At 63.0% G+C, this 23053-nt stretch carries 19 protein-coding genes; 8 read left to right on the plus strand and 11 right to left on the minus strand.

Going from position 1 to position 23053, the window contains the following annotated elements; genetic code table 11:
• The first annotated feature begins 7 nt into the window (after nucleotides 1-7).
• Nucleotides 8-3991 (plus strand): ATP-dependent RNA helicase HrpA, encoded by a 3984-nt coding sequence (gene hrpA, locus AC1DLO_RS02065; RefSeq protein ID WP_476888613.1) that lies wholly within the window; start codon nucleotides 8-10, stop codon nucleotides 3989-3991.
• A gap of 410 nt (nucleotides 3992-4401) precedes the next feature.
• Here the strand turns inward: hrpA and AC1DLO_RS02070 are convergent, their stop codons facing one another.
• The 3 genes from AC1DLO_RS02070 to AC1DLO_RS02080 all read right to left on the minus strand — a co-directional run bounded on the left by AC1DLO_RS02070 (nucleotide 4402) and on the right by AC1DLO_RS02080 (nucleotide 6988).
• Nucleotides 4402-4830 carry an HIT family protein gene (locus AC1DLO_RS02070; RefSeq protein WP_184737086.1) on the minus strand — a complete coding sequence of 143 codons (429 nt, stop codon included), beginning with the start codon at nucleotides 4828-4830 and terminating at the stop codon, nucleotides 4402-4404.
• Nucleotides 4827-6035 (minus strand): NAD(P)-dependent alcohol dehydrogenase, encoded by a 1209-nt coding sequence (locus AC1DLO_RS02075; protein WP_476888614.1) that lies wholly within the window; start codon nucleotides 6033-6035, stop codon nucleotides 4827-4829. Before AC1DLO_RS02075 ends, AC1DLO_RS02070 begins: the two co-directional genes overlap by 4 nt.
• 98 nt (nucleotides 6036-6133) lie before the next feature.
• Entirely contained in the window at nucleotides 6134-6988 is an 855-nt protein-coding gene (locus AC1DLO_RS02080; RefSeq protein ID WP_184737082.1) for a sulfurtransferase, read from the minus strand.
• A 115-nt stretch (nucleotides 6989-7103) separates the two neighbouring features.
• Between AC1DLO_RS02080 and cds1 the strand changes: the two genes are divergently transcribed.
• Complete coding sequence (cds1, locus tag AC1DLO_RS02085; protein ID WP_184737080.1) at nucleotides 7104-8192, plus strand: L-cysteine desulfhydrase Cds1; 1089 nt, start codon at nucleotides 7104-7106, stop codon at nucleotides 8190-8192.
• Between the two features lie 13 nt (nucleotides 8193-8205).
• Here the strand turns inward: cds1 and AC1DLO_RS02090 are convergent, their stop codons facing one another.
• Nucleotides 8206-8862, minus strand: a complete 657-nt coding sequence (locus AC1DLO_RS02090) for an MBL fold metallo-hydrolase (RefSeq protein ID WP_476888615.1) — start codon at nucleotides 8860-8862, stop codon at nucleotides 8206-8208.
• A gap of 123 nt (nucleotides 8863-8985) precedes the next feature.
• On the opposite strand from AC1DLO_RS02090, the gene AC1DLO_RS02095 reads away from it, so the two are divergent.
• On the plus strand, nucleotides 8986-9468 hold the full coding sequence (locus AC1DLO_RS02095) for a Fur family transcriptional regulator (protein WP_260404802.1): 483 nt from the start codon (nucleotides 8986-8988) through the stop codon (nucleotides 9466-9468).
• Here AC1DLO_RS02095 and AC1DLO_RS02100 read toward each other — a convergent pair.
• The 5 genes from AC1DLO_RS02100 to AC1DLO_RS02120 form a co-directional block, all read right to left on the minus strand.
• Nucleotides 9465-10382, minus strand: coding sequence for a metal ABC transporter permease (locus AC1DLO_RS02100; RefSeq protein ID WP_476888616.1), 918 nt, complete (start codon nucleotides 10380-10382; stop codon nucleotides 9465-9467). The genes AC1DLO_RS02095 and AC1DLO_RS02100 overlap by 4 nt on opposite strands.
• Nucleotides 10383-11216, minus strand: a complete 834-nt coding sequence (locus tag AC1DLO_RS02105) for a metal ABC transporter ATP-binding protein (protein ID WP_476888617.1) — start codon at nucleotides 11214-11216, stop codon at nucleotides 10383-10385. It lies immediately after the preceding gene.
• Between the two features lie 108 nt (nucleotides 11217-11324).
• Nucleotides 11325-12278, minus strand: coding sequence for a metal ABC transporter solute-binding protein, Zn/Mn family (locus tag AC1DLO_RS02110; protein ID WP_476888618.1), 954 nt, complete (start codon nucleotides 12276-12278; stop codon nucleotides 11325-11327).
• Between the two features lie 131 nt (nucleotides 12279-12409).
• Nucleotides 12410-13480, minus strand: a complete 1071-nt coding sequence (locus AC1DLO_RS02115) for a hemolysin family protein (protein ID WP_476888619.1) — start codon at nucleotides 13478-13480, stop codon at nucleotides 12410-12412.
• Nucleotides 13477-14943: a hemolysin family protein gene (locus AC1DLO_RS02120; RefSeq protein WP_476888620.1), complete on the minus strand. Its 1467-nt coding sequence runs from the start codon at nucleotides 14941-14943 to the stop codon at nucleotides 13477-13479. Before AC1DLO_RS02120 ends, AC1DLO_RS02115 begins: the two co-directional genes overlap by 4 nt.
• A gap of 534 nt (nucleotides 14944-15477) precedes the next feature.
• Here AC1DLO_RS02120 and AC1DLO_RS02125 point away from each other — a divergent pair.
• From AC1DLO_RS02125 to AC1DLO_RS02145, 5 genes are all read left to right on the plus strand, one after another.
• Nucleotides 15478-19296, plus strand: coding sequence for a multifunctional oxoglutarate decarboxylase/oxoglutarate dehydrogenase thiamine pyrophosphate-binding subunit/dihydrolipoyllysine-residue succinyltransferase subunit (locus AC1DLO_RS02125; protein WP_476888621.1), 3819 nt, complete (start codon nucleotides 15478-15480; stop codon nucleotides 19294-19296).
• A 143-nt stretch (nucleotides 19297-19439) separates the two neighbouring features.
• Nucleotides 19440-20039: a GDSL-type esterase/lipase family protein gene (locus tag AC1DLO_RS02130; protein ID WP_269992429.1), complete on the plus strand. Its 600-nt coding sequence runs from the start codon at nucleotides 19440-19442 to the stop codon at nucleotides 20037-20039.
• Between the two features lie 109 nt (nucleotides 20040-20148).
• Nucleotides 20149-21000, plus strand: a complete 852-nt coding sequence (locus AC1DLO_RS02135) for a DUF4097 family beta strand repeat-containing protein (protein ID WP_476888622.1) — start codon at nucleotides 20149-20151, stop codon at nucleotides 20998-21000.
• Complete coding sequence (locus AC1DLO_RS02140; RefSeq protein WP_476888623.1) at nucleotides 21000-21614, plus strand: PadR family transcriptional regulator; 615 nt, start codon at nucleotides 21000-21002, stop codon at nucleotides 21612-21614. Before AC1DLO_RS02135 ends, AC1DLO_RS02140 begins: the two co-directional genes overlap by 1 nt.
• 85 nt (nucleotides 21615-21699) lie before the next feature.
• Nucleotides 21700-21774 carry a 50S ribosomal protein bL37 gene (locus tag AC1DLO_RS02145; protein ID WP_369299106.1) on the plus strand — a complete coding sequence of 25 codons (75 nt, stop codon included), beginning with the start codon at nucleotides 21700-21702 and terminating at the stop codon, nucleotides 21772-21774.
• Between the two features lie 79 nt (nucleotides 21775-21853).
• On the opposite strand, the gene rsrA is transcribed toward AC1DLO_RS02145, so the two are convergent.
• Both rsrA and AC1DLO_RS02155 read right to left on the minus strand, forming a co-directional pair.
• Nucleotides 21854-22111, minus strand: coding sequence for a mycothiol system anti-sigma-R factor (gene rsrA / locus AC1DLO_RS02150; RefSeq protein WP_184737058.1), 258 nt, complete (start codon nucleotides 22109-22111; stop codon nucleotides 21854-21856).
• The gene (locus AC1DLO_RS02155; RefSeq protein WP_476888624.1) at nucleotides 22108-22947 is read right to left on the minus strand and encodes a sigma-70 family RNA polymerase sigma factor; all 840 of its coding nucleotides are present in this window, start codon (nucleotides 22945-22947) and stop codon (nucleotides 22108-22110) included. Before AC1DLO_RS02155 ends, rsrA begins: the two co-directional genes overlap by 4 nt.
• Between the last annotated feature and the right edge of the window lie 106 nt (nucleotides 22948-23053).

The following is a 23053-nucleotide window of genomic DNA, read 5'->3' on the forward strand; positions in this document are numbered from 1 at the left end:
AGCAGCCATGACACTTCATATTTCCTACCCCGCAGAGCTGCCCGTCTCCGAGCGCCGCGAGGACCTGATGGCGGCCATCGCCGCAAACCAGGTGACCATCATCGCCGGCGAAACCGGCTCCGGCAAGACCACCCAGATCCCCAAGATGTGCCTGGAACTCGGCCTTGGGGACAAGGGACTGATCGGCCACACCCAGCCGCGCCGCCTTGCCGCGCGTACCGTTGCCGAACGTATCGCCTTTGAGATGGGCGTGGAGATCGGGCAGGAAGTGGGTTTCCAGGTCCGGTTCACCGGCGAGGTCAGCAAGGCTACCAAAATCAAGCTCATGACCGACGGCATCCTGCTCGCAGAAATCCAGCGCGACAAGCTGCTGCGAAAATACAGTGCCATCATCATCGACGAGGCGCACGAGCGCAGCCTCAATATCGACTTCATCCTGGGCTATCTCAAGCGGATCCTGCCGCAGAGGCCGGACTTGAAGGTGATCATCACCTCGGCCACCATTGATCCCCAGCGTTTCGCCAAGCACTTCGGCAGCGAAGAAGAGCCCGCGCCGATCATCGAAGTCTCAGGCCGGACCTACCCGGTGGAAATCCGCTACCGGCCGCTGTCCCAGCCCGCCGGCGGTGGCGATGAAGACGCGTCCGACGACGAACTCGAGGAAGACCGCGACCCTCTCGACGCCGTGTGCGACGCCGTCGACGAGCTCGCCCTTGAGGCCCCGGGAGACATCCTGGTGTTCTTCTCCGGCGAGCGCGAGATCCGCGACGCAGCTGAGGCCCTGAACGGCCGGATCCCGTCCAACCGAAGGCTGGCGGGAACCGAAGTCCTGCCGCTGTTTGCCCGCTTGAGCTTGCAGGAGCAGCACAGGGTCTTCAACCCGGGCGGTAAGCGGCGGATTATCCTGGCTACGAATGTCGCGGAAACATCGTTGACGGTTCCCGGCATCAAGTACGTCATCGACACCGGTACGGCCCGTATATCGCGCTACTCGCACCGGACCAAGGTACAGCGGTTGCCGATTGAACGTGTATCGCAGGCATCGGCAAGCCAGCGTTCCGGTCGTTGTGGACGTGTCTCCGAAGGCATCGCGATCCGGCTGTATTCGGAGGAAGACTTCGAGTCCCGTCCGCAGTTCACCGATCCTGAGATCCTCAGGACCAACCTCGCGGCAGTCATCCTGCAGATGACGGCCATGGGGGTGGCCCGCGGTCCCAAAGACGTCGAGAACTTCCCGTTTGTTGAGCCGCCAGACTCGCGTGCCATCAACGACGGCGTCACGTTGTTGCGCGAACTCGGCGCCTTGAGCGCGGCGCGCACGGGCGAGGGCGGCGCTCCCCCCACGGGCGACAGCGGCAACGGACGCGTGAGCGGCGGCCTAACCGCCGTCGGGCAGAAGTTGGCCCAGCTCCCGGTCGACCCTCGGCTCGGCAGGATGATCGTCGAAGCCGGGAAGCGAGGCTGTGTCAAGGAAGTCATGATCCTGGCAGCTGCGTTGACGATCCAGGATCCGCGCGAGCGTCCAACAGACAAACAGCAACTTGCAGCGGAGAAGCATGCACGCTTCCGGGACGAGAACTCGGACTTCACGGGGTTCCTGAACCTGTGGAACTACATCCAGGAAAAGCAGCACGAACTCTCCTCCACGCAGTTCCGCCGGCTGTGCAGGAACGAGTTCATCAACTACCTGCGCGTCCGCGAATGGCAGGACCTCTTCCAGCAATTGCGCCAGCTCGCCAAGCCGCTGGGCATCACTATCGACAACAAGCGCGAAGCCGACCCCGTAGGCAACAACGAGGGCATCCACATCAGCTTGCTCTCGGGGCTCCTGAGCCACATCGGCATGCTGGATGAACGCAAGCGCGAGTATGTCGGAGCACGCGGCAGCCGTTTCGCGATCTTCCCTGGCTCGGCACTGTTCAAGAAGTCACCGGCATTTGTCATGGCGGCGGAATTGGTGGAAACAAGCAGGCTGTGGGCCAGGGTTGCAGCCAAGTTTGATCCCTTGTGGGCCGAGCAGGTAGCCCCCGATCTCCTGAAGCGCACCTACAGTGAGCCTCATTGGTCCACCCGCACGGGTTCGGTCATGGCGCACGAAAAGGTCATGCTCTACGGAGTTCCCATCATCCCGAACCGCCGCATCAACTACGGCAGGATCGACCCCGAGCTCTCCCGCGAACTCTTCATCCGGCATGCCCTGGTGGAGGGCGACTGGAAGACCCACCACAAATTCTTCCATCGCAACCGCGCCCTCCTCCATGAGATCGAGGAGCTCGAGACACGGATGCGCCGCCGCGACATCCTGGTGGACGACCACACGCTCTTCGAGTTCTACGACGCCAGAATCGGCAAGGACGTGGTCTCCGAACGGCACTTCGACAAATGGTGGAAGGATGCCCGCCGGCAGGACCCCACCCTGTTGGACTTCGACCAGTCGCTGCTCATGAGCGAGGACGCCGAAGCCCTGGATGATTCCGCCTATCCGAAAACCTGGCTGCACAAGGGCTTTGAGCTGCCCCTGAGCTACGAGTTCCATCCCGTCGCTCCCGGCTCGCCGCCCAATCCCTCGGACGGCGTCACGGCCGAGGTGCCGGTGCTTTTCCTCAACCAGCTCGACGACGCCGCATTCCGCTGGCAGATCCCCGGCCAGCGCGTCGAACTCGTGACTGCATTGATCAAGTCCCTGCCCAAGCACATCCGCAAGAACTTCGTACCGGCCCCGGATGTTGCCCGGCAAGCAGCTGCTGCCTTGGAGAATGACTTCGATCCGGCCTCGGATGACCTTGAGGCCTCGCTCGAGCTCGTGCTGCGCCGCATCCGCGGACACATCATCCCTCCGGGCTCGTGGAATTGGGACGCCGTGCCCGCACATCTGCGCGTCAGTTTCAAGGTGGTGGACAGCCGCGGCAAAGTACTGGACGAGGGCAAGGACCTCGCCGTACTCCAGGAGCAACTGGCCCCGGCCACCCGGCGAGCCATCGCCGAATCACTCGGGGCAACACCCGCGATGGCGGCGCGCACGAAGGGTCCGAGGGGCACCGGAACGCCCGCTGACCGAGTTCCAGCCTCCGCCCGCGGAAACGGCCGCGGCGGGCCGATCCAGCAGCCTGGCGGTTTCCTGTCCGAGCAAACCGGCCTCACCGAGTGGACTTTCGGCGCTATTGAACGCCAAGTGACCCGCACGGTGAAGGGTCACGATGTCACCGGTTTCCCCGCCCTGGTGGACGAGGGCAAGTCCGTCGCATTGCGGGTGTTCCAGACCCGGGCGGAGCAGGAGTCGGCAATGCGCAGCGGCGTTATCCGGCTGCTCGCCCTGCGGGTTCCTGCCCCGGACCGCTATGTCCTGGAACATTTGAACAACACCGAGAAGTTGACGTTCAGCCAGAACCCTCACGGCTCGGTGAGCGCCTTAATCGCTGACTGCGTCCTGGCGGCCATCGACAAGCTGACTCCGGCCGAACTTCCTTGGGACAAGGCAGCGTTCGAGGCCCTGTACGAACTGGTCCGAGCGGAACTGATCGACACCGTCTTCACGGTGACGGCCGTCGTCGAACGCGTCTTGGCGAGCACCCGGCGGATCGAGAAGCAACTCAAGGGCAGCACGAGCCTCGCCCTGATCAGTGCGCTCAATGATATGAAGAGCCAACTGGAGCAGCTCGTGTTCCCCGGTTTTGTAGCACAGACGGGCTACGCACAGCTGAGCCAGTTGCCGCGGTATCTGGCCGGAATTGAGAAGCGCCTCGAAAAGCTTCCGAACAATGTCCAGCGGGACGGGTTGAACATGTCGGTCGTGCAGGGCTTGGAGGATGACTACGACGACGCCGTCTCCGCACTGCTGCCCGGCCGACGGGCGGGCGCCGAGTTAACACGGGTGCGCTGGATGATCGAGGAGCTGCGCGTGAGCCTCTTCGCGGTCGAACTTGGCACGGCCTATTCGGTCTCGGAAAAGCGCATCCGGACGGTGCTCAACCAGGCGCTGGCACCAGCCTAGGCGCCGCGACGGGCTAAGACGCTCGCTCCTGCACTTATGAGGGTTAGGCCCGAAACCTTCCTGCACATCTAACGCAGGCAGGTTTCGGGCTTTCGCACCAAGGTGAGCGAGCGTTTGGGAAAAGGGCAGCAAAGGTGAGCGGGCGTCTGGCAAGACAAACGCTCGCTCACTTATCTGCCCGAAAACCCAAACGCTCGCTCACTTATAGCGGTCATTCTGTCGACCCTCATGCACTAATGAAGGGATCAAAACCGAAACCTTCCTGACATCTAACGCAGGGCAGGTTTCGGGCTTTCGCACCAAGGTGAGCGAGCGTTTGGGAAAAGGGCAGCAAAGGTGAGCGAGCGTCGCCCCGGAACCGGGCCGCATCCATTCCGCGACCATCCGCGGGAGTTCTACGGCGTCGCGCCTCAGTCTGCCGGAACGAACTGTCCGTGCCCGGCGGCGACAAGGCCGGCGCGGAGCTTCGCGGCGTTGGTATCAAGCTGGGCAGGGTCCGGATGGTGGTCCACGGTGCCGAAATCAAAATCTGCCAGGGAGCTGGCAGGGAAGACGTGCACGTGGAAGTGCTCAACTTCGAAGCCCACCACGGAAAGGCCTGCCCGGGGTGCGCCGAACGCCTTCACCTGGGCCTGTCCGATTGTCTGCGCGACGGCCATGACCTTGTTGAGGAGCTCGGGGGCGACGTCGGTCCAACGGTCCACCTCTTGGCGGGGCACCACGAGGGCGTGGCCGTCTGTAAGCGGGGCGATGGTCAGGAAGGCAACCACGTCGTCGTCTTTCCAGACGAAGCGTCCAGGGATCTCGCCGTTAATGATCTTGGTAAATAGGGTGCTCATACGTCTGCCTTTTCCGAAGGGGTCTGAAGGGTCTTGGTATCAAGGACGAATCGGTACTTCACGTCGCCGGCGACCATGCGATCGTAGGCCGCATTGAGTTGCCGCGCGGTGACCATTTCGATGTCGCTTACTACGCCGTGCTCCGCACAGAAATCCAGCATCTCTTGGGTCTCGGCGATACCGCCGATCAACGATCCCGCGTAGGCGAGCCGGCGTCGGATCAGGGCGCCGGGACTGACTGGGGGCATGTCCGTGGAGGGCAGTCCCAACTGGAAGAGGGCACCATCCAGGCGGAGGGTGCGGAAGTACGGGTTCAAGTCATGAGGCGCCGCGACGGTGTCAATAATAACGTCGATGGTGCGGTTGGCGCCCTCCATCGCTTCGGGGTCCTTCGAGAGGATCACCTGGTCCGCACCGAGCTCCGTCGCCGCCTCGATTTTGGCGTCCGACGTGGTGAAGACCACCACGTGCGCGCCCATCGCCTTGGCAATCTTGACGGCCATGTGACCTAGTCCGCCAAGTCCGACGACGCCCACCACGTCTCCTTCCTCGACGTCAAAGTAGCGCAGAGGCGAGTAGGTGGTGATGCCCGCGCAGAGCAACGGCGCCACCGCGGCCGGGTCCAGGCCCTCGGGCACGCGCAACACAAAACGGCGGTCGACCACCACCGAAGTCGAATAACCGCCTTGCGTGACGGCGTCGCCATTCCGGCCGTCCTTCACCCCGTAGGTGCCCACGTTTCCGCGTTCGCAATACTGTTCAAGGCCTTCGAGGCAGCTCCCGCATTCGCGGCAGGAGTCCACCAGGCAGCCGACGCCCACCAGGTCACCCGGCGCGAAGTCGTCGACGGCGGAACCCACCTTGCGGACCCGGCCCACGATTTCGTGGCCAGGGACCAAAGGATAGCTCTGGGCGCCCCATTCGCCCCGTGTCGCGTGGACATCGGAGTGGCACAGACCGCAGAAATCGATCTCGATCTCGACGTCGTCTTCCTTGGGTGCGCGGCGGGCAACTGTGAGGGGAACAAGTCCGCTGTCGGCAGAAGTGGCGCCGTAGGCGGCCGCGAGGGTTGGCGTGCCGTAGGCGGCCGCGAGGGTTGGCGTGCCGTAGGCGGCCGCGAGGGTTGGCGAGGGGACGACGTCGGTTTCGTCAATCGGGAGGAGCGGCTTGCCAAGCGGCGGAGGAACGGGGCGTCCGGGTGTCATGTTTCGACGCTACCTCTGCGGGCTGAATTTTTGCCACTCAGCGCCGCCACGCCACCCCGGCTTCACTGGGCAACCCGGCTTCACCGGGCAACACACGTTCACTGGGCGGGGGCGCCCAGTGGCTCGGCACCGACCACCACTCGGTTGGAGTCAAGCGAAGACCATTGCGAAAAGGACCCAGGGAACAACGCTGCCCTGAATCCAGCGATTTCGAGGGCTGCGATTTCATGGGCGGCCGTTACCCCGGAGCCGCAGTAGACCGCTACCTTGCTGCCCTCGTCGATGCCCAAGGCAGCAAATCTATTGCGGAGCTGCGCCACGTTAAGAAACGTGCCGTCCGGGCCGAGGTTTCCGCTTGTGGGGGCGCTGAGCGCGCCGGGAATGTGCCCGGCGCGAGGATCAATGGGTTCGATTTCGCCGCGGTACCTTTCTCCCGCGCGGGCGTCGAGAAGGATTCCACGGGTGTGCCAGTCCGCCGCCTCGTCCATGCTGATGGCGTCCATGTGGCCGTGTCCAAGCACGACGTCGCCCGGTACCGGCGGCTGCTCGTCTTGCGCCAACGGGTAGCCGGCCGCGCGCCAGGCGCCCAATCCGCCGTCGAGCAGGAAGACCGAAGGGAACCCGGCGTCACGGAGCAGCCACCACAACCGCGCAGCCGCGGTGCTGCCGCTGTCGTCGTAGGCCACCACGGTATCGCCGTCGTTGATGCCCCACGCGCGGGCGCTTCGCTGTAGGGCAGCGGTAGGCGGCAACGGGTGCCTACCCTGTCCCTCGGCTGACGGATCCGCGAGCTCGTTGTGCAGGTCCACGTAAACTGCCCCGGGGATATGGGCTTGGCGGAAGTGCGAATGGCCGTGCGGATCGCCCAACACCCAGCGGACATCGAGCAATACGGTCCGCTTGCCCGCGTCCATGCGGTCCTTGAGCGCGGCTACATCAATGAGGGTGGCCATCAAATCTCCTTCGTTTTGCTGCGACTACCAAACCGCTTCGAAGCTGCCGCCGTGCAGCTGCCGACCGGCCACCAGCCTATCCTTGGGCGGCAGCCTCCGCCGGTAGGCTGGATCGGTGAGCACTCTACACAATCAGGACCGGGCATGGGCCAGCGAGGCAATCCGCCGCATCGAAGCCGAGAACAACCGCTCTGCTGACACGCACCTGTATGCGGTGCCGCTCCCCGAACACTGGGGTGTCGAGCTCTACCTCAAGGACGAGTCCACGCACCGTTCGGGCAGCCTCAAGCATCGTTTGGCCCGGTCGCTCTTCCTCTACGGCCTGGTCAACGGCTGGATCACTGAAGGGACCACGATTGTGGAGGCTTCGAGCGGCAGCACGGCGGTCTCGGAGGCATACTTCGCCAGGCTGATCGGGCTTCCATTCATCGCCGTGATGACTCGAACCACCAGCCCGGAAAAGATCGCGCTCATCGAGGAGTTCGGTGGCGCCTGCCTGCTGGTGGACCATGCTTCCGAGGTCTATGCGGTGGCCGAGGACGTCGCCCGCACTTCCGGCGGTTACTACATGGACCAATTCACCTTCGCCGAGCGCGCCACCGACTGGCGGGGAAACAACAACATCGCCGAGTCGATCTTTGAGCAACTCGCCCTCGAAGAGCACCCCGTACCCGAGTGGATCGTGGTGGGCGCAGGCACGGGCGGCACCAGCGCAACAATCGGCCGCTACCTGAGGTACCACCGCCATTCCACCCGGCTGGCCGTTGTCGATCCCGAGAACTCAGCGTTCTATCCCGGTTGGCGCGACGGCGTGTCGGATTACTCCACGGGGATGCCGTCCCGCATCGAAGGCATTGGGCGCCCCCGCATGGAGCCCAGCTTCGTCCCGGCCGTCATCGACACCATGATCCAGGTTCCCGATGCCGCCTCTGTGGCGGCCATGCGGCAACTGCAGCGGCTTGCCGGGCTTCACGCCGGGCCATCCACGGGAACCAACCTTTGGGGCGTCTGCCAGTTGATCGCCGACATGGTGGCCCAAGGAAAGCGCGGGAGCATTGTCTCACTCATGTGCGACGCCGGCGATCGCTACGCAGGAAGCTATTACAACCCGGACTGGATCGCCGAGCGAGGCCTGGACCCAGCGCCTTATGAGGCCGTCCTGGCCGACTTCTTCGAGACAGGCAAATGGCCAAGCAACATCTAGAAGGCGGACCGGACTAGACCCCCACTGACTCCCGCGGAGACAGCCTGGCATAGCTGGTGCCGTACTTCGCGCCGATCCGGGTCACGTGGGCTTCAACCAGGCCGCGTCCCAGTTCGTTGAGCAGGGCATCGTGAACCGGGTAGGCCTTGGGCGCCCGAACGGCGATCACGAAGTCAACCACCTCCCCCACCTTTGACCACGGCGCGTGAATGGGAACCAAAAGCGTCTTGACGTCAATGCCATCAGGAACAACAAACGAGTCCCCAGGGTGGAAGACGTTTTCGTCCACGAGGTAGCCGATGTTCGCCACCACCGGAATCTGAGGATGGATGAGGGCATGCTGCCCTCCGAAGGTGCGTACCACGAAGCCGCCGGCTTCGAAGGAGGTGCCGGGTTCGACGGCGTGCACCCGGCCGCCGTCGTCGCCCGCTTTGGCAGCGAGCTGGGAAGCGACACCCGAAGGTGCGTGCACCTGCAGTCCGGGATTTCCTTTGAGGGCTTCGACGACTGCATCGGGGTCCACATGGTCCGCGTGCTCGTGGGTGATCAGCACCGCGTGTGCTCCGGCAAGGGCTTCCTCGGACTCGGAAAAAGTGCCGGGATCAATCACGAGGACCTGGCTGTCCTTTTGCAGGCGGACACAGGCATGGGTGAACTTGGTGAGCTTCATGCAGCCAGCCTAGGGGCGAGCCTCCGGCGGTGTCCACGAGGCGGTGCCGACGAGCCGGTGTCCAAGCGTGCTTGGCTGGTAACCTTGGTGTTTGCGAACATCCACACCGAAATGAGTCCACGAATGTCACACGGCGCCAATGCCGCCACGTCCAGGCCCGCGGCCCAACCGCTCCCGGCGGCGAAGGATCCCGCCGTCAAGGAGCAGCGCGTCACCAAGCAGCGCCTGGCCGTTAGCGCAGCCTTGGACGAACTGGACGATTTCGTGAGTACCCAGGAGCTGTACCGGCTGCTCCAAAACCAAGGCGTCTCCGTGTCCTTGGCCACGGCATACCGCATTCTGCAGTCCCTTGCCGACGACGGCCTCATCGATGTCCTTCGCAATGCCGACGGCGAAGCCGTGTACCGCCGCTGCGCCGTGACCGGTCACCACCATCACTTGCTGTGCCGCAATTGCGGCAAGGCCGTCGAGGTGGAAGCACCCGCCGTCGAGACGTGGGCGGCCCGGGTGGCAGCCGAGAACGGCTACACCGAAGTAGCGCACACCGTGGAGATCTTCGGACTCTGCCCCGAGTGCACGGCCAAGAAGGCTGCCGGCCGGCTCTAGCCAGCTACCGTCTGGTCTTCCACTGCCTGGCCCATGGCAGCGTGGGGACGGGCTACCCGGCCGTTGATTCCCCGCTTGGCGCGTACGTTGCCGATGATCCGGCACACGACATAGATCAGGAACGACAATGTGGTGACATACGGGCTGATGGGGATCCTGCTGCCGAGCGCCAGGAGGATGCCCCCCACCGTGGCCGTGATGGCAAAGAGGACGCTCAACAGGACCACAAGCCGTGGCGAAGTGGTCACCCGCAGGGCAGCTGCCGCGGGAGTGATCAGCAGGGCGAGCACCAGCAATGCGCCAACGATCTGGATGGACAAGGCAACGCTGACGCCGAGCAACACCATGAAGGCAATCGCCAATCCACGGACAGGCACTCCCCTTGCTTCCGCCATCTCGGGATCAACGCTGGCAAAACTGAGCGGGCGCCACATTGCGGCCAGCGCGATCATGACCACCACGGCGGTGCCTGCCAGAACTTGGAGCTGCACTGTGTCCACCGAGACGATTTGGCCGGTCAGGAGTCCGAACTTGTTGGCGGCCCTGCCTTGGTAAAGGGCAAGGAACAAGATGCCAAGGCCCAGCCCGAAGGGCATGATGACGCCAATGATCGAGTTCTTGTCCCGGGCCCGGACGCCCATGAGTCCCAGCAGCAGTGCGGCCGCAACTGAACCTGCCAGGGAGCCAAGAATGATGTCGGTTCCTATGAGCAATGCGAATGAGGCACCGGCGAAGGACAATTCCGAAATGCCGTGCACGGCGAAAGCAAGGTCCCGTTTCATGACAAAGGTGCCCACGAGCCCGCCGAGCAGGCCCAGGACCGCACCGGCCCAGATGGAATTCTGTACCAACGCCAGCAGTTCACCGTAGTTTTCAAAGTTGAAGATGGTGTGCAGGATGCTGCCAAAGTCCATTTAGTGGCCCTCCTCCACGCCGGCGTGCGCGTCATCATGGTAGTGAGTGGTGGCGTCCGGAAGCCCGACGACGACGATCCGGCCGTTCGCGCGGATCACTTCCACATGGCTGTTGTACAGGTCCGAGAGGACCTCGGTGGTCATGACCTCTTGGGGTGTTCCCACCCGGAACCTGCCGCCCGCGAGGTAAAGGACCCGGTCTACGTAGTCAATGACCGGGTTGATCTCGTGGGTCACGAACACCACGGCACTGTTCCGCTCGTGGCATTGCCTGTTAATGAGGGCGCTGACGGCCTGTTGGTGGTGCAAATCCAGGGAGAGCAGCGGTTCGTCACAGAGCAGGAGTTCGGGCTCCGTGGCCAACGCCTGCGCAACACGGAGCCTCTGCTGCTCCCCTCCGGACAATTGGCCAACTGGAACGCGAGCGTAGTCGCTTGCACCTACCAGTTCCAGCAGACCGTCGACCCGGTCATTGACGGCTTTGGCGTTCACCCGCAGTCCCCAGCGGTGGCCATCGACGCCGAGGGCAACCAAGTCCCGGGCGCGCAGGGGGGTGTCTGGCGCAAAGGACTTCTGCTGCGGGACATAGCCGATCTGTCGGCTGCCCCGCTCCACGGGGTGTCCTCCCACGGTCACGGTCCCGGAGTGGAGTTGCTGCAAGCCCAGGAGGACTTTGAGGAAACTGGTCTTGCCGCTGCCGTTGGGACCAAGCACAGCGAAGAACTCACCCGCCCTGATGTCCACATCGAGGTCCTTCCAGAGGGCCCGCTGGCCAAACTGGAGTCCCGCGCCGCGAAGGCTCACTACCGGTGTCAAAAAGAATCCTCGATCCATGGGGTTCGCGAAGCTGGGCTGCACTTTGAACACAAAAGGCCCCACAGCCGCCCTGTACATCTTAGGACGATTGCGGGGCCCGCCAGCTTCCTATCTTGCCTAAGCTGGCTACTTGTTCAGGGCAGCGGCGATGTTGGCCACGTTGTCCGTCATCCAGGCGATGTAGCCCTTGCCTTCCGGAAGCGTCTCCGTGAAACCGACAACAGGAACTCCGGCCGTGGTTGCGGCGGCCTTCAGCTTCTCCGTCTCGGCGCCCGCGGTCTGTTCGTTGTATGCCAAGAACCGCACCGACTTCGACGTGATCAGATCGCTTGTTTCCTTGACCGCCGCAGGCGGAACGTCCGAGCCGGCCTCGATCGCGTGGCTGAATTCCTCGGGCGTCTTGTTTTCCAGGCCAGCAGCTTCAAGCAAGTAGCCCGGGACCGGCTCAGTGATGGCTACTGGAGCGGAGCCCTTGGAAGCCTTGAGCTCGGCGACCTTGGCGCTGAGCCCGCTCAGGGACGACTTGAACTTTTCGGCATTGGCGGTGAAAGTCTTTGCATCCGCGGAGTTCAGGCTTCCAAGCTTCGCCGCAACGGCGTCGGCCACTTTGCCCATGGCATCGAAGTTGTACCAGACATGCTCGTTGAACCCTTCCGGCACCTTGGAGGCAGCGCCCGACGTCGGCGCGGGAAGGAGACCGGACGCGTTGACGGCGGTGATGACCTTGTCAGCGGGTACTTTGCTGTCATCGCTCAGCTTGCTGAAGAAGTCGTCGTACCCTGCCCCATTGTCGATCACCAGCCGGGCTTTGGAGATGGCCAGCTTGTCCTGGGTGCTTGCCTCGTAGGAGTGCGGATCCTGGCTGGTCTTGCTGATGATGGAAGTCACTGACACCTTGTCGCCACCAACGCTTTTGACGATGTCGCCATAAACGCTGGTGGAGGCGACCACATCGATCACCCCAGACGACGACGACGGCGCAGTCGCGGCGGGTGCCGCGCATGCGGCAAGCAGGACAGCAACTGCCGCGCACGCGGAAGGCAGTGTGGCAAGGGAAAGACGGGCGGCAGTGCGACGCACGGGAAACCTCGGATCTACTCAAATGAGAATCAAGCACAATAGTTGGCTCAATGAGTGTATCCATAAATGGGAATGATTCCTATTTAGGATTCACGACGGTTCTTTCCTACCCCACAGGGGCCGGCAAGAGGCTATGTTGACGTAGGTCCGCCCAAGCGCCGGATCCCCGTGGCCTGGGTGGCATCCCGGATCTCGCCAACCAACTGTTCGATAACGTCTTCCAGGAACAACACGCCCAATGTCGCGCCACCCGCCGCGACAACCCGGCCAAGGTGCGAACCGGTTCGCTGCATCACGGACATGGCATCTTCAATCTCATCCTCGGGCGCGAGGTTTACGAGGGACCGGATCCGGCTTTCCGCAATCGGATAGCGGCGTCCCTCCTCGGGAATGGAAAGCACATCCTTGACGTGAAGATAGCCGGTCAGCTCGCCGTCGTCGTCCAACACCGGGAAACGCGAGAAACCTGTGCGGCTGACGGCTTTCTCCAGTTGGCGCGGTGTGGACCCGGGCTTGAGCATCACAAGCTTGTCGAGCGGCACCATGATGTGCGCCGCGGTGTGCTCGGAAAACTCAAGCGCTCCGCTCAGCAGGCCGGCGTCGTCGTCCACCAGTCCGTGGCGGGTCGATTCCTGGACGATCGACTGCACCTCTTCAAGAGTGAAGGAGGAGGTCACCTCGTCCTTCGGCTCGATCTTCATCAGGCGCAGAATGCGGTTGGCCGACCAGTTCAGCGTCCAAATAACGGGCTTCACGAAACGGGCGACGTGCACCAACGGAGGCGCCAACAGCAATGCGGCCTTGTCCGCCACGGACACCGAGATGTTCTTGGGGACCATCTCGCCGAAGGTCACATGAAGGAACGTGACTGCCAGCAACGCAACCGCAAAAGCGATGATGCCTGCCAATTCAACAGGGACGCCCACGGATTCCAGCGGTGCCCCCAGCAAATGGTGGATGGCCGGCTCGGCCACAAGGAGGATCAGCAACGAACACACCGTAATGCCAAGTTGGGCGCACGCCAGCATCAACGAGACGTGTTCCATCGCGTACAGGGTGGTCTGCGCGCGCTTGGAGCCGTTCCGGGCCAAAGGCTCGATCTGGCTGCGGCGCGCCGACATCACAGCGAACTCGGCGCCGACAAAGAAGGCATTGCCAATCAACAGGACCACGAGCCATAGGATTCCTGCCCAGTCGGTCATGCTGCACGTCCTTTGCGGGTATTTTTGCCTACGGGGTTGCTTACGGCATTGCCCGCCGCACTGCCCGTGCCCCTGTTTACACGCTTGCTGGCCTGCTTCTTGCTTTGCCAACCAGTCGAATCACGTTCTGTGGCATCTCTGTCTTCCGGGCCATCGTCATCGGGTTCGGGCGCCGCGGGGCGGAAGCAGATCCGGTCGATCCGGCGGCCGTCCATTCGCGTGACGGCAAGAGTGCCGCCGCCCGCCTCGACAACGTCACCGACGACGGCAATCCGTCCCAGTTGGCTCATGACGTAGCCGCCTACGGTCTCGTACGCGGGGTCGTCAGGGACTGTCAGGCCCAGGATCTGTTCGCTGACCTCGTCCGGGCGCAGAAGCCCGGGGAAGTACCAGTCGCCCGAGGCGCTTTGCAGCAATCCAGGGCGGACTTTGTCGTGCTCATCAGCCACTTCGCCGACGATTTCCTCCACCAGGTCCTCGAGCGTCGCGATTCCTGCGGTTCCGCCGTACTCATCAAGCACGACGGCGAGTTGCAGGTTGCCCTCGCGGAGCTCCAAGAGCAGGGAGTCAAGGTGGATGGTTTCGGGAACGCTCAGGACCTCGGACATGATGGCGCCAGCTTCGACCCTGCTCCTGCGTTCAGACGGGACGGACACTGCCTTCTTGATGTGTACCACGCCCCGGATGTCGTCGGCGGACTCACCGATGACAGGAAAGCGCGAATATCCGGTGCGCCGCGCGGCCTCGATGATGTCCGACACCGGTTGATCGGCGTCAATGGTTTCCATGCGGATGCGCGGCGTCATGACATCGGCCGCGGTGCGGGCTGAAAAGTTCAGCGTGCGTGCAACGAAGTTGGCCGTTCCTGCGTCGAGGGTTCCCAGCTCCGCCGAACGACGCACCAACGAGGCCAGTTCAGACGGCGAGCGGGCGCCGGAGATCTCCTCCTTGGCTTCAAGTCCAACGAGGTTGAGCATCTTGTTGGAGAAGCCGTTGAGCACCACGATCGCGGGCTTGAACACGGCCGTAAACATCAGCTGCGGGCGGGCTAGGGCCCGGCCCAGCGGAAATGCCAAGGCGATGGCCATGTTCTTGGGGACAAGCTCACCGATCAGCATCGACAAGACGGTAGCGAACGTCATGGCCAGGATGAGGGACAAAGACTGCGCGGCAGCTTCAGGCAACCCGGCCCAGAGCAGCGGTCCGTGCAACAGAGAGCCAACGGAAGGCTCCATGACGAACCCGGTCAGCAAGGTAGTGAGGGTGATCCCCAATTGGCAGCTTGAAAGCTGGGTAGAGAGGGATTTCAGGCATTTCAGCAACGCCACGGCCGCGTGGTCGCCGCCGTCGACCGCTCTTTGGACGGTCGCCTGGTCGAGTGCCACGAGCGAGAACTCCACCGCGACAAAGAAGCCCGTGCCCAGTATCAGGAGCACACCGGCAAGAAGGAAAAGCCACTCCATTACCGGCCACCGCCGGCCGGTGCGGACGTGTGGAGCAGCCGTCCGGGAAGACTAGGGGCAGATTGACCCGGCGGGGGTTGGTCGGACGCAGCGGAAGAACGATCCGCTGCCCTGCCGGCCTGGAGCTCCGGACCGCGATGGGCATGTGTACGGGTGTTGCCGGCTCGACGGGTGCGCTGCGCGGAGATTGCCGAACGGCTTCCCCTGCAGCTCCCAGGCCGGCACCTAGAATTACTGTCCATAAGAATCCCAGTCTACAGTCCGGTCACCAAGCGAATTCACCGGCCATGACAGGGTCCGCGCCGCGATGGTCCACGGGAAGAACCCACGAAAAAACGGTCCTGCCAAGGCGCTTCAGCCGACGCACATCAGGATTGACATGATTTAGGTCACCACTATTGGCAGATAGCCGCCGCTCGTCACTAGACTGGCAAGGGTCTGAGTTCGCGGGACCCGGACCCTGGCTCGCCTTTGCACCCCTGCAGTTCCCCGGGCCAGCTGGAAATCAACACTCATGGAAGAGGCGTATTTCAAGTGCCAGAGCAGCCAAGCCACCGTCTACCCGAGGAATTTGGCGGAAACGAGTGGCTCGTTGACGAACTGTACGAGCGGTACCAGCAGGACAAGAATTCGGTCGACGCCAAGTGGTGGCCGCTTTTCGAATCCTTCGATACCGCTGACGGCACTTCTTCCAACGGAACATCCGCAGCCCCTGCGAACCCCCCCACTCGTGAAATTCCTGTCGTGGCACAGGCCGCAGCAACGGCAATGACGCCGATTGCGCCCGTGGTTGCCCCGGCAGCCGCTCCTGCCACCGCCACGCCTGCGCCAGCTGCTCCTGCCGTTGCTGCGCCGGCCAAGAAGGCTCCGGCCACTGTCGCCAAGGACGGCGCGCAGAAGCCGTCCGACGGCAGCCAGGCCCAACCGATCCCGGCACAGCTCCCCAAGAGCACCAAGGCCCCTACCCCGCCTGAAGAGGACGTCGTCTCCGTCCTCCGAGGTCCGGCCAAGGCCATCGCTTCGAACATGGTCTTGAGCCTCGAAGTTCCCACCGCCACGAGCGTCAGGGCCGTTCCGGCCAAGCTGCTGATCGACAACCGCGTTGTCATCAATTCCAACCTTGCCCGGGCCCGCGGCGGCAAGGTCTCCTTCACCCACCTCATTGGCTACGCTGTGGTCCGCGCCCTGTCCCAGTTCCCGTCGATGAACGTGTACTACGACGAAATTGACGGCAAGCCCGTTGCCGTGCAGCCCGCGCATGTCAACTTCGGCATCGCCATTGACATGCCCAAGCCCGACGGCACCCGCCTCCTGATGGTCCCCAACATCAAGAAGGCCGAGACCATGAACTTCGCGGAGTTCTGGCACACCTACGAAGACCTGATCAAGCGCGCCCGCAATGGCAAGCTCACGGCGGACGACCACGCCGGCACGACCGTCTCCCTGACAAACCCAGGCGGCATCGGCACCGTGCACTCCGTGCCCCGGCTCTCCAAGGGCCAAGCCGCCATCATCGGCGTCGGAGCCCTCGACTACCCGGCTGAATGGCAGGGCGCCAGCGAGAAGATCATCGCCCAGAACGCCATCAGCAAGATCCTCACGCTGACGTCCACCTACGACCACCGGGTCATCCAAGGCGCCGGCAGCGGTGAATTCCTCAAGCTCGTCCACCAGCTACTCCTCGGTGCGCAGGACTTCTACGACGAGATCTTCGAAGCCCTTCGCATTCCCTACGAGCCCGTCCGCTGGAGCCCCGACCTCCAGGTGGATCCCGCTGACGAGATCAACAAGGTCGCGCGCATCCAGCAGCTGATCCACTCATACCGGGTCCGCGGCCACCTCATGGCAGACACGAACCCGCTTGAGTACGTCCAGCGCAAGCACCCTGACCTCGACGTCCTGACCTATGGCCTCACGCTCTGGGACCTGGACCGCGAATGGCCCACCGGTGGTTTCGGCGGGAAGCCGATGCTCAAGTTCCGCGACATCCTCGGTGTCCTCCGCGATGCCTACTGCCGCACCACAGGCATCGAATACATGCACATCCAAGAGCCCGCGGAACGCAAGTGGTTCCAGGACCAGCTGGAGCACCCGTACTCCAAGCCGAGCCGCGAAGAGCAGTTGCGCATCGTCTCCAAGCTCAATGCGGCCGAAGCCTTCGAAACCTTCCTGCAGACCAAGTTCGTAGGCCAGAAGCGCTTCTCGCTTGAAGGTGGCGAATCTCTGATTCCGCTGCTGGACACGATCATTTCCGACGCGGCCGACGACGGCCTCGATGAGGTTGCGATCGGCATGGCCCACCGCGGCCGCCTCAACGTGCTTACCAACATCGCGGGCAAGACCTACGCCCAGGTGTTCCGTGAATTCGAAGGCACCCAGGACCCCCGATCGGTGCAGGGCTCAGGCGACGTCAAGTACCACCTTGGCACCGAGGGCACGTTCACTTCGGACAACGGCAACGAGACCAAGGTCTACCTTGCGGCAAACCCTTCCCACCTTGAAGCGGTCGACTCTGTGCTTGAAGGCATCGTCCGCGCCAAGCAGGACCGGCTGGACCAGGGCGAGGCGTTCCCCGTGCTGCCCATCATGGTTCACGGCGACGCTGCATTTGCCGGTCAGGGCGTTGTCGCGGAGACGCTCAACCTGTCCCAGTTGCGTGGCTACCGTACCGGTGGAACCATCCACATCATCGTGAACAACCAGGTCGGCTTCACCACCGCTCCGTCGTCATCGCGTTCATCCACGTACTCCACCGATGTGGCCAAGATGATCCAGGCCCCGGTCTTCCACGTCAACGGGGACGACCCCGAGGCCGTGGTGCGCATCGCGCAGTTGGCTTACGAATTCCGGCAGCGCTTCCACAAGGACGTCATTGTCGACATGGTGTGCTACCGCCGCCGTGGACACAACGAGGGCGACGACCCCTCGATGACGCAGCCGCTCATGTACAACCTGATCGAAGCCAAGCGTTCCGTCCGCAAGCTGTACACCGAGTCCCTCATTGGCCGTGGCGACATCACCGAGGACGAAGCCGAGCAGTTGCTGCGCGACTACCAGGAACGCCTGGAGCGCGTCTTCGCTGAGACCCACGCTGCCCAGACTTCGCCGATCCCGATTATCACGGCGGACTCCGCCGCGGTCTCCGACATCGAGCGTCCGATCGCCCAGCAGGCGGACTTCGGCACCAACGCGCCCGCCACCACCGCCATTTCAGCCGAAATGCTCCAGCGGATCGGCCAGGCGCACCTAGACGTTCCGGAGGACTTCACGGTCCACTCCAAGCTCAAACAGCTTCTGGAGAAGCGTGAGCAGATGTCCCGTGAAGGCGGCATCGACTGGGGTTTTGGCGAGATTGCAGCCTTTGGTTCGCTCGTCATGGAGGGCGTCCCCGTCCGCCTGGCCGGCCAGGACTCCCGCCGTGGCACGTTCGTGCAACGCCACGCAGTCTTCCACGACCGCGCCAACGGAGGCGAATGGATGCCCTTGGGCAACCTGAGCGACAAGCAGGCCAAGCTGTGGATCTATGACTCCCTGCTGTCCGAATACGCAGCCATGGGCTTCGAATACGGCTACTCGGTGGAGCGCCCGGATGCCTTGGTCTTGTGGGAAGCCCAGTTCGGTGACTTCGTCAACGGCGCACAGACCATCATCGACGAATTCATCTCCTCTGCAGAGCAGAAGTGGGGCCAGCGATCCTCGCTTGTGCTCATGCTGCCGCACGGCTACGAAGGCCAGGGACCGGACCACTCGTCCGCCCGCATCGAACGCTTCCTGCAGCTGTGCGCCGAAGACAACATGATCGTGGCCAACCCCACCACGGCCGCCTCGCATTTCCACTTGCTGCGGCGCCAGGCCTACAGCCGGCCACGCAAGCCGCTCATCATCTTCACTCCGAAGCAGCTGTTGCGCCTCAAGGCAGCCGCCTCGGCGGTGGAGGATTTCACCACGGGCGGCTTCAAGCCGGTCATCGGCGAGCACGAGCCCCTCGAGGCACAGAGCGTGGACCGCGTGATCCTGGTTTCCGGACGCCTCTACTACGATCTTCTGTCGAACCGCCAGAAGATCGGCGACACCTCGACGGCGATTATCCGCTTGGAGCAGCTCTACCCGTTGCCCCAGGCTCAAATCGAAGCTGAGCTGGCCAAGTACCCGAACGCCGACATCGTCTGGGCACAGGACGAACCCGCCAACCAAGGCCCGTGGCCGTTCATTGGCTTGAACCTGCCGCAGGCACTGGATCGCAAGGTCCGCCTCGTTTCGCGTCCGGCGTCCGCCTCCACGGCTGCTGGCTCCATGAAGCGTCACAGCGCCGAGCAGGCCACCTTGCTCAAGCAGGCATTCGAACGCAAGTAAACCCTCATAAAGAAGGCTGCCCGGCTGGAGGTTCAATACCCGCTTCCAGCCGGGCGGTTCTGTTTAATGGAACAAGTGCCCGGCAATCCTGCCGCCCGGCCGGGCACAGTGCAAGGACCGCAACGTTTGGTGAAGAGGTAACTGTGGAAGACAGGAAGCTGCGTATCGCAGCTGTTGGTGATGAACTGCTCGCCGGGCTCGGTGACCCCAGGGCTTTGGGTTGGCTCGGAAGGGTCCTTGCACGCACTCCCCAGGACGCCGTCCTCGTGGAGAGCTACTCTCTCCCCTGCCCCATGGAGGGCACGGAAGGCCTTGCGGGTCGGTGGCTCGACGAGGCCGGACGACGTTTCAGCAATGTCCACGAGAACCGCCTCGTGATCGGATTGTCCGGCCGCGACATCGAATTCGGTGTCTCAACTGCCCGGAGCCGCCTCAATCTGGCCAATATCCTGGACGGCGCATCCCAAAGCAACATCGAAGTTTTCGTCGTCGGTCCGCCTCCTACCCTGGACCCTGCCAAGAATCGCAGGATCGCGGAGCTCAACGCCGCTTTTGCCGATGTCACCACCCGCCGCAACCACCAATATGTGGACACTTTCTCGCCGTTGCTCAACCACGAACAATGGCGCACTGACCTCGCCGCAAATGGTGGCACCCCGGGCCAGGCGGGCTACGGGCTCATGGCGTGGCTCGTGTTGCACCGTGGCTGGTTCCAGTGGCTGAGGATCGCACAGCCGGAATAGCAGGCGCCTCTCTCCAGCAAGAACCCATTGCCAACCCGCTGTTCGCGATATATCGTAAATCCATAGACGCGATATATCGCAACAGGCGCGTCGCAACAATGGAGGGGTCATGACAGAGGAAAACTGGACCGTTACCGGCCCGCGGACCATCGACGTCGACGGCGTCCGCTCACTCAAGCTGGGGATCGTCAAGGGTCGCTTTGATGTCGTCACCCATGATGAGCCGATCGCGAGGATCGAAGTCTCGGAAATCGACGGCGATCCCCTGAGTGTCGCCCTCATTGATGGCCGGCTCGAGGTCCGGCACCAGTTGCACGGCCCGCAGGGCTGGTTCCGCAACCTCATGGGGACAGTCAACAACACCAGTACCAACACCATCGTGATCAGCATCGCCTTGCCTGCCGGCGTCGACGTCGAGGCGGGAACTGTGAGCGGTGACGGCATGGTGTCGGGCGTCAACGGACATATCCGCCTCAACACCGTGTCCGGATCCGTCCTTGCGGACCGGACTCACGGCGATCTTCACGTCAATACCGTCAGCGGTGAGGTCATCGCCCGGAACCACGACGGCGTCATGACTGCCAAGAGCGTGTCCGGCGAAGTCACGGCTTCAGGCCGCTTCAAGAACATCCGGGCCAACACGGTCAGCGGCGAGCTCAGTTTCGACCTTCACGGCTACACCCAGGATTTCGGAGCCAATTCCGTTTCAGGCGACCTCACTATCCGCCTGCCCCACGATGTGGGGGTGGACATTGTTGCCAAGTCGGCAAGTGGCACGGTAACGATCGATGACCGCCACTACGCCCAGCCAGGAAGCAAGGTCGTCCAGACTATTGTTGGGCCCGACCAGCAACTCATGGTAGTGCGCACCAATTCGATCTCTGGCAAGACCTCCATCATCCATGGCAGCGCGCCAGCACCCGGAACAACGCACTCAGTCCCCGGAGAAGAGGAAGTCTGATGCCGCCCGTCTTTGCCCACGGAGCCCTGAGGCTCTATCTGCTGGCACTCCTCGAAGAGGGCCCCAAGCACGGCTACGAGCTCATCAAGGCCCTCGGCGAACGTTTTGGCGGGACCTACTCCCCCAGTGCCGGAACCATCTACCCGCGCCTTGGCAAACTCGAGGAGGAAGGACTCGTAGCGACGAGCAGCGACGGGCGCCGTACCAATTACTCCATCACAGTTGCCGGGTTGGCGGAACTCAACAGTCGCCGGCAGGAACTGGCCGACGTCGAAGACAACATCTCTGCCTCCGTGCGGCGGCTGGCCGATAGCCTCCGTGAAGACATCCGCAGCAACATGCGTGGCTTGCGAGCGGACTTGGCCGCGACCGCCGAGGCCGCACGCGCCAACGCCAAGACCGCGGAATTCCAGTCGTGGGCCGGAAGTTACTCTCCTGAGGGGCACCGCATCCTCAAGGAGGCCGAGCTGTTGGTCCAATCTTTCCGTGACGACATCCGGATCGAACTGCGCCAGCATGCCGGCTCCAAGGCCCTGACGCCGGTCGCCCTTGAAACTGTGCGAACCGTCCTGGACCAGGCGAGGATCTCCATACGGAATTCCCTACGGGGCTGAGTCCGCGCGGTTCGCGGGGCGGCCCCCGGATGTGGGAGACTGGAGGGCAGCTTTATTGAGTATCAAGAATCTAAGGAGGCCAGCTATGAGCAAGCGTGCACGTAAGCGTCGTGACCGTAAGCGCGGCGGCGCAAACCACGGCAAGCGTCCCAACACCTAAGCCAGCGGCTTAGCGTAAGACTTAATGCGGAGGGCCCCGGAAACCATCAGGTTTCCGGGGCCCTTGCCGTTCCAGCCTCTTAGACGTCCACCGATTTCATCGAGTGGATCCTGTCCAGGATCGAGTTCTTGAGGTTCTCGGGCGCCGCCTCCGTGCAGGAGCGCTTGACCACGGTGCGGATGACGCACTCAAGGTCATACTGCTCAGTGCACTCCGGGCAGTCTTCCAGATGCACTTTGATCTCTACGATGTCTTCACGGGTCAACGCACCATCGAGGTATTCGTAGATACGCTGCATCCGAGCATCGTCGCAGTCGCCCAATCCTTGGCAGCTCATTTCCTTTTCTCCTGTTTTTTGCTTGCGGCCGCGCCCACGGCCAGGGCCTTTTCTTCCGCGCCGGCGCTGATTCCCCGTTCTGCGGCGTAATCCGCCAGCAGATCGCGCAACATTTTCCTGCCGCGATGAAGCCGGGACATGACCGTCCCGATCGGGGTATTCATAATGTCTGATATTTCCTTGTAGGCGAAGCCTTCGACGTCAGCGAAGTACACCGCGAGCCGGAATTCCTCCGGAATGGACTGCAGGGCGCTCTTCACGTCCGAGTCCGGCAAATGATCCAGTGCCTCCGCTTCCGCGGAGCGCAGTCCGGTGGACGTGTGGGACTCCGCCCGCGCCAGCTGCCAGTCTTCGATGGTGTCCGAATTCGACTGCAGCGGTTCGCGCTGCCTCTTCCGGTAGAGGTTGATGTACGTGTTGGTCAGGATGCGGTACAGCCACGCCTTAAGATTGGTCCCCGGTTTGTACTGGTGGAACGCCGAGAAGGCCTTGGTATAGGCCTCCTGGACCAGATCCTCGGCGTCGGACGGATTTCTGGCCATGCGCATGGCAGCCGAATAGAGCTGGTCGACATATTGCATGGCGTCGCGTTCGAAGCGCGCCCTCCGTTGTTCAGGTGTCTCGGACGCGAAGTCCACTGCGAACTCGACGTCGGCCTCAACAGTTGGATCGCCGTCGGACGTTGCGTCCGCGACTTCCGTCGCTGCTTTGTACATGGCCGCTGCGGCCGGATCCATGGTGCTCATTGCATCCAAGTCTACTGTCACCCTCCGGGAGTCCACTGGCAGCTCGCGACCGAGCGCCAAGTGTTCCTCGCGGTCCTTAACCAAGGCCAAAAAACCATCTCCGCTCAACGACGTGACACAGGCGCAACACAACACACACGCCAAAACCCGAGGTCCAGCCCATACCGCACCTTCTTTTCACAACCGCAGGCTCCGG

This window comes from Arthrobacter sp. 01T419 (assembly GCF_056398865.1).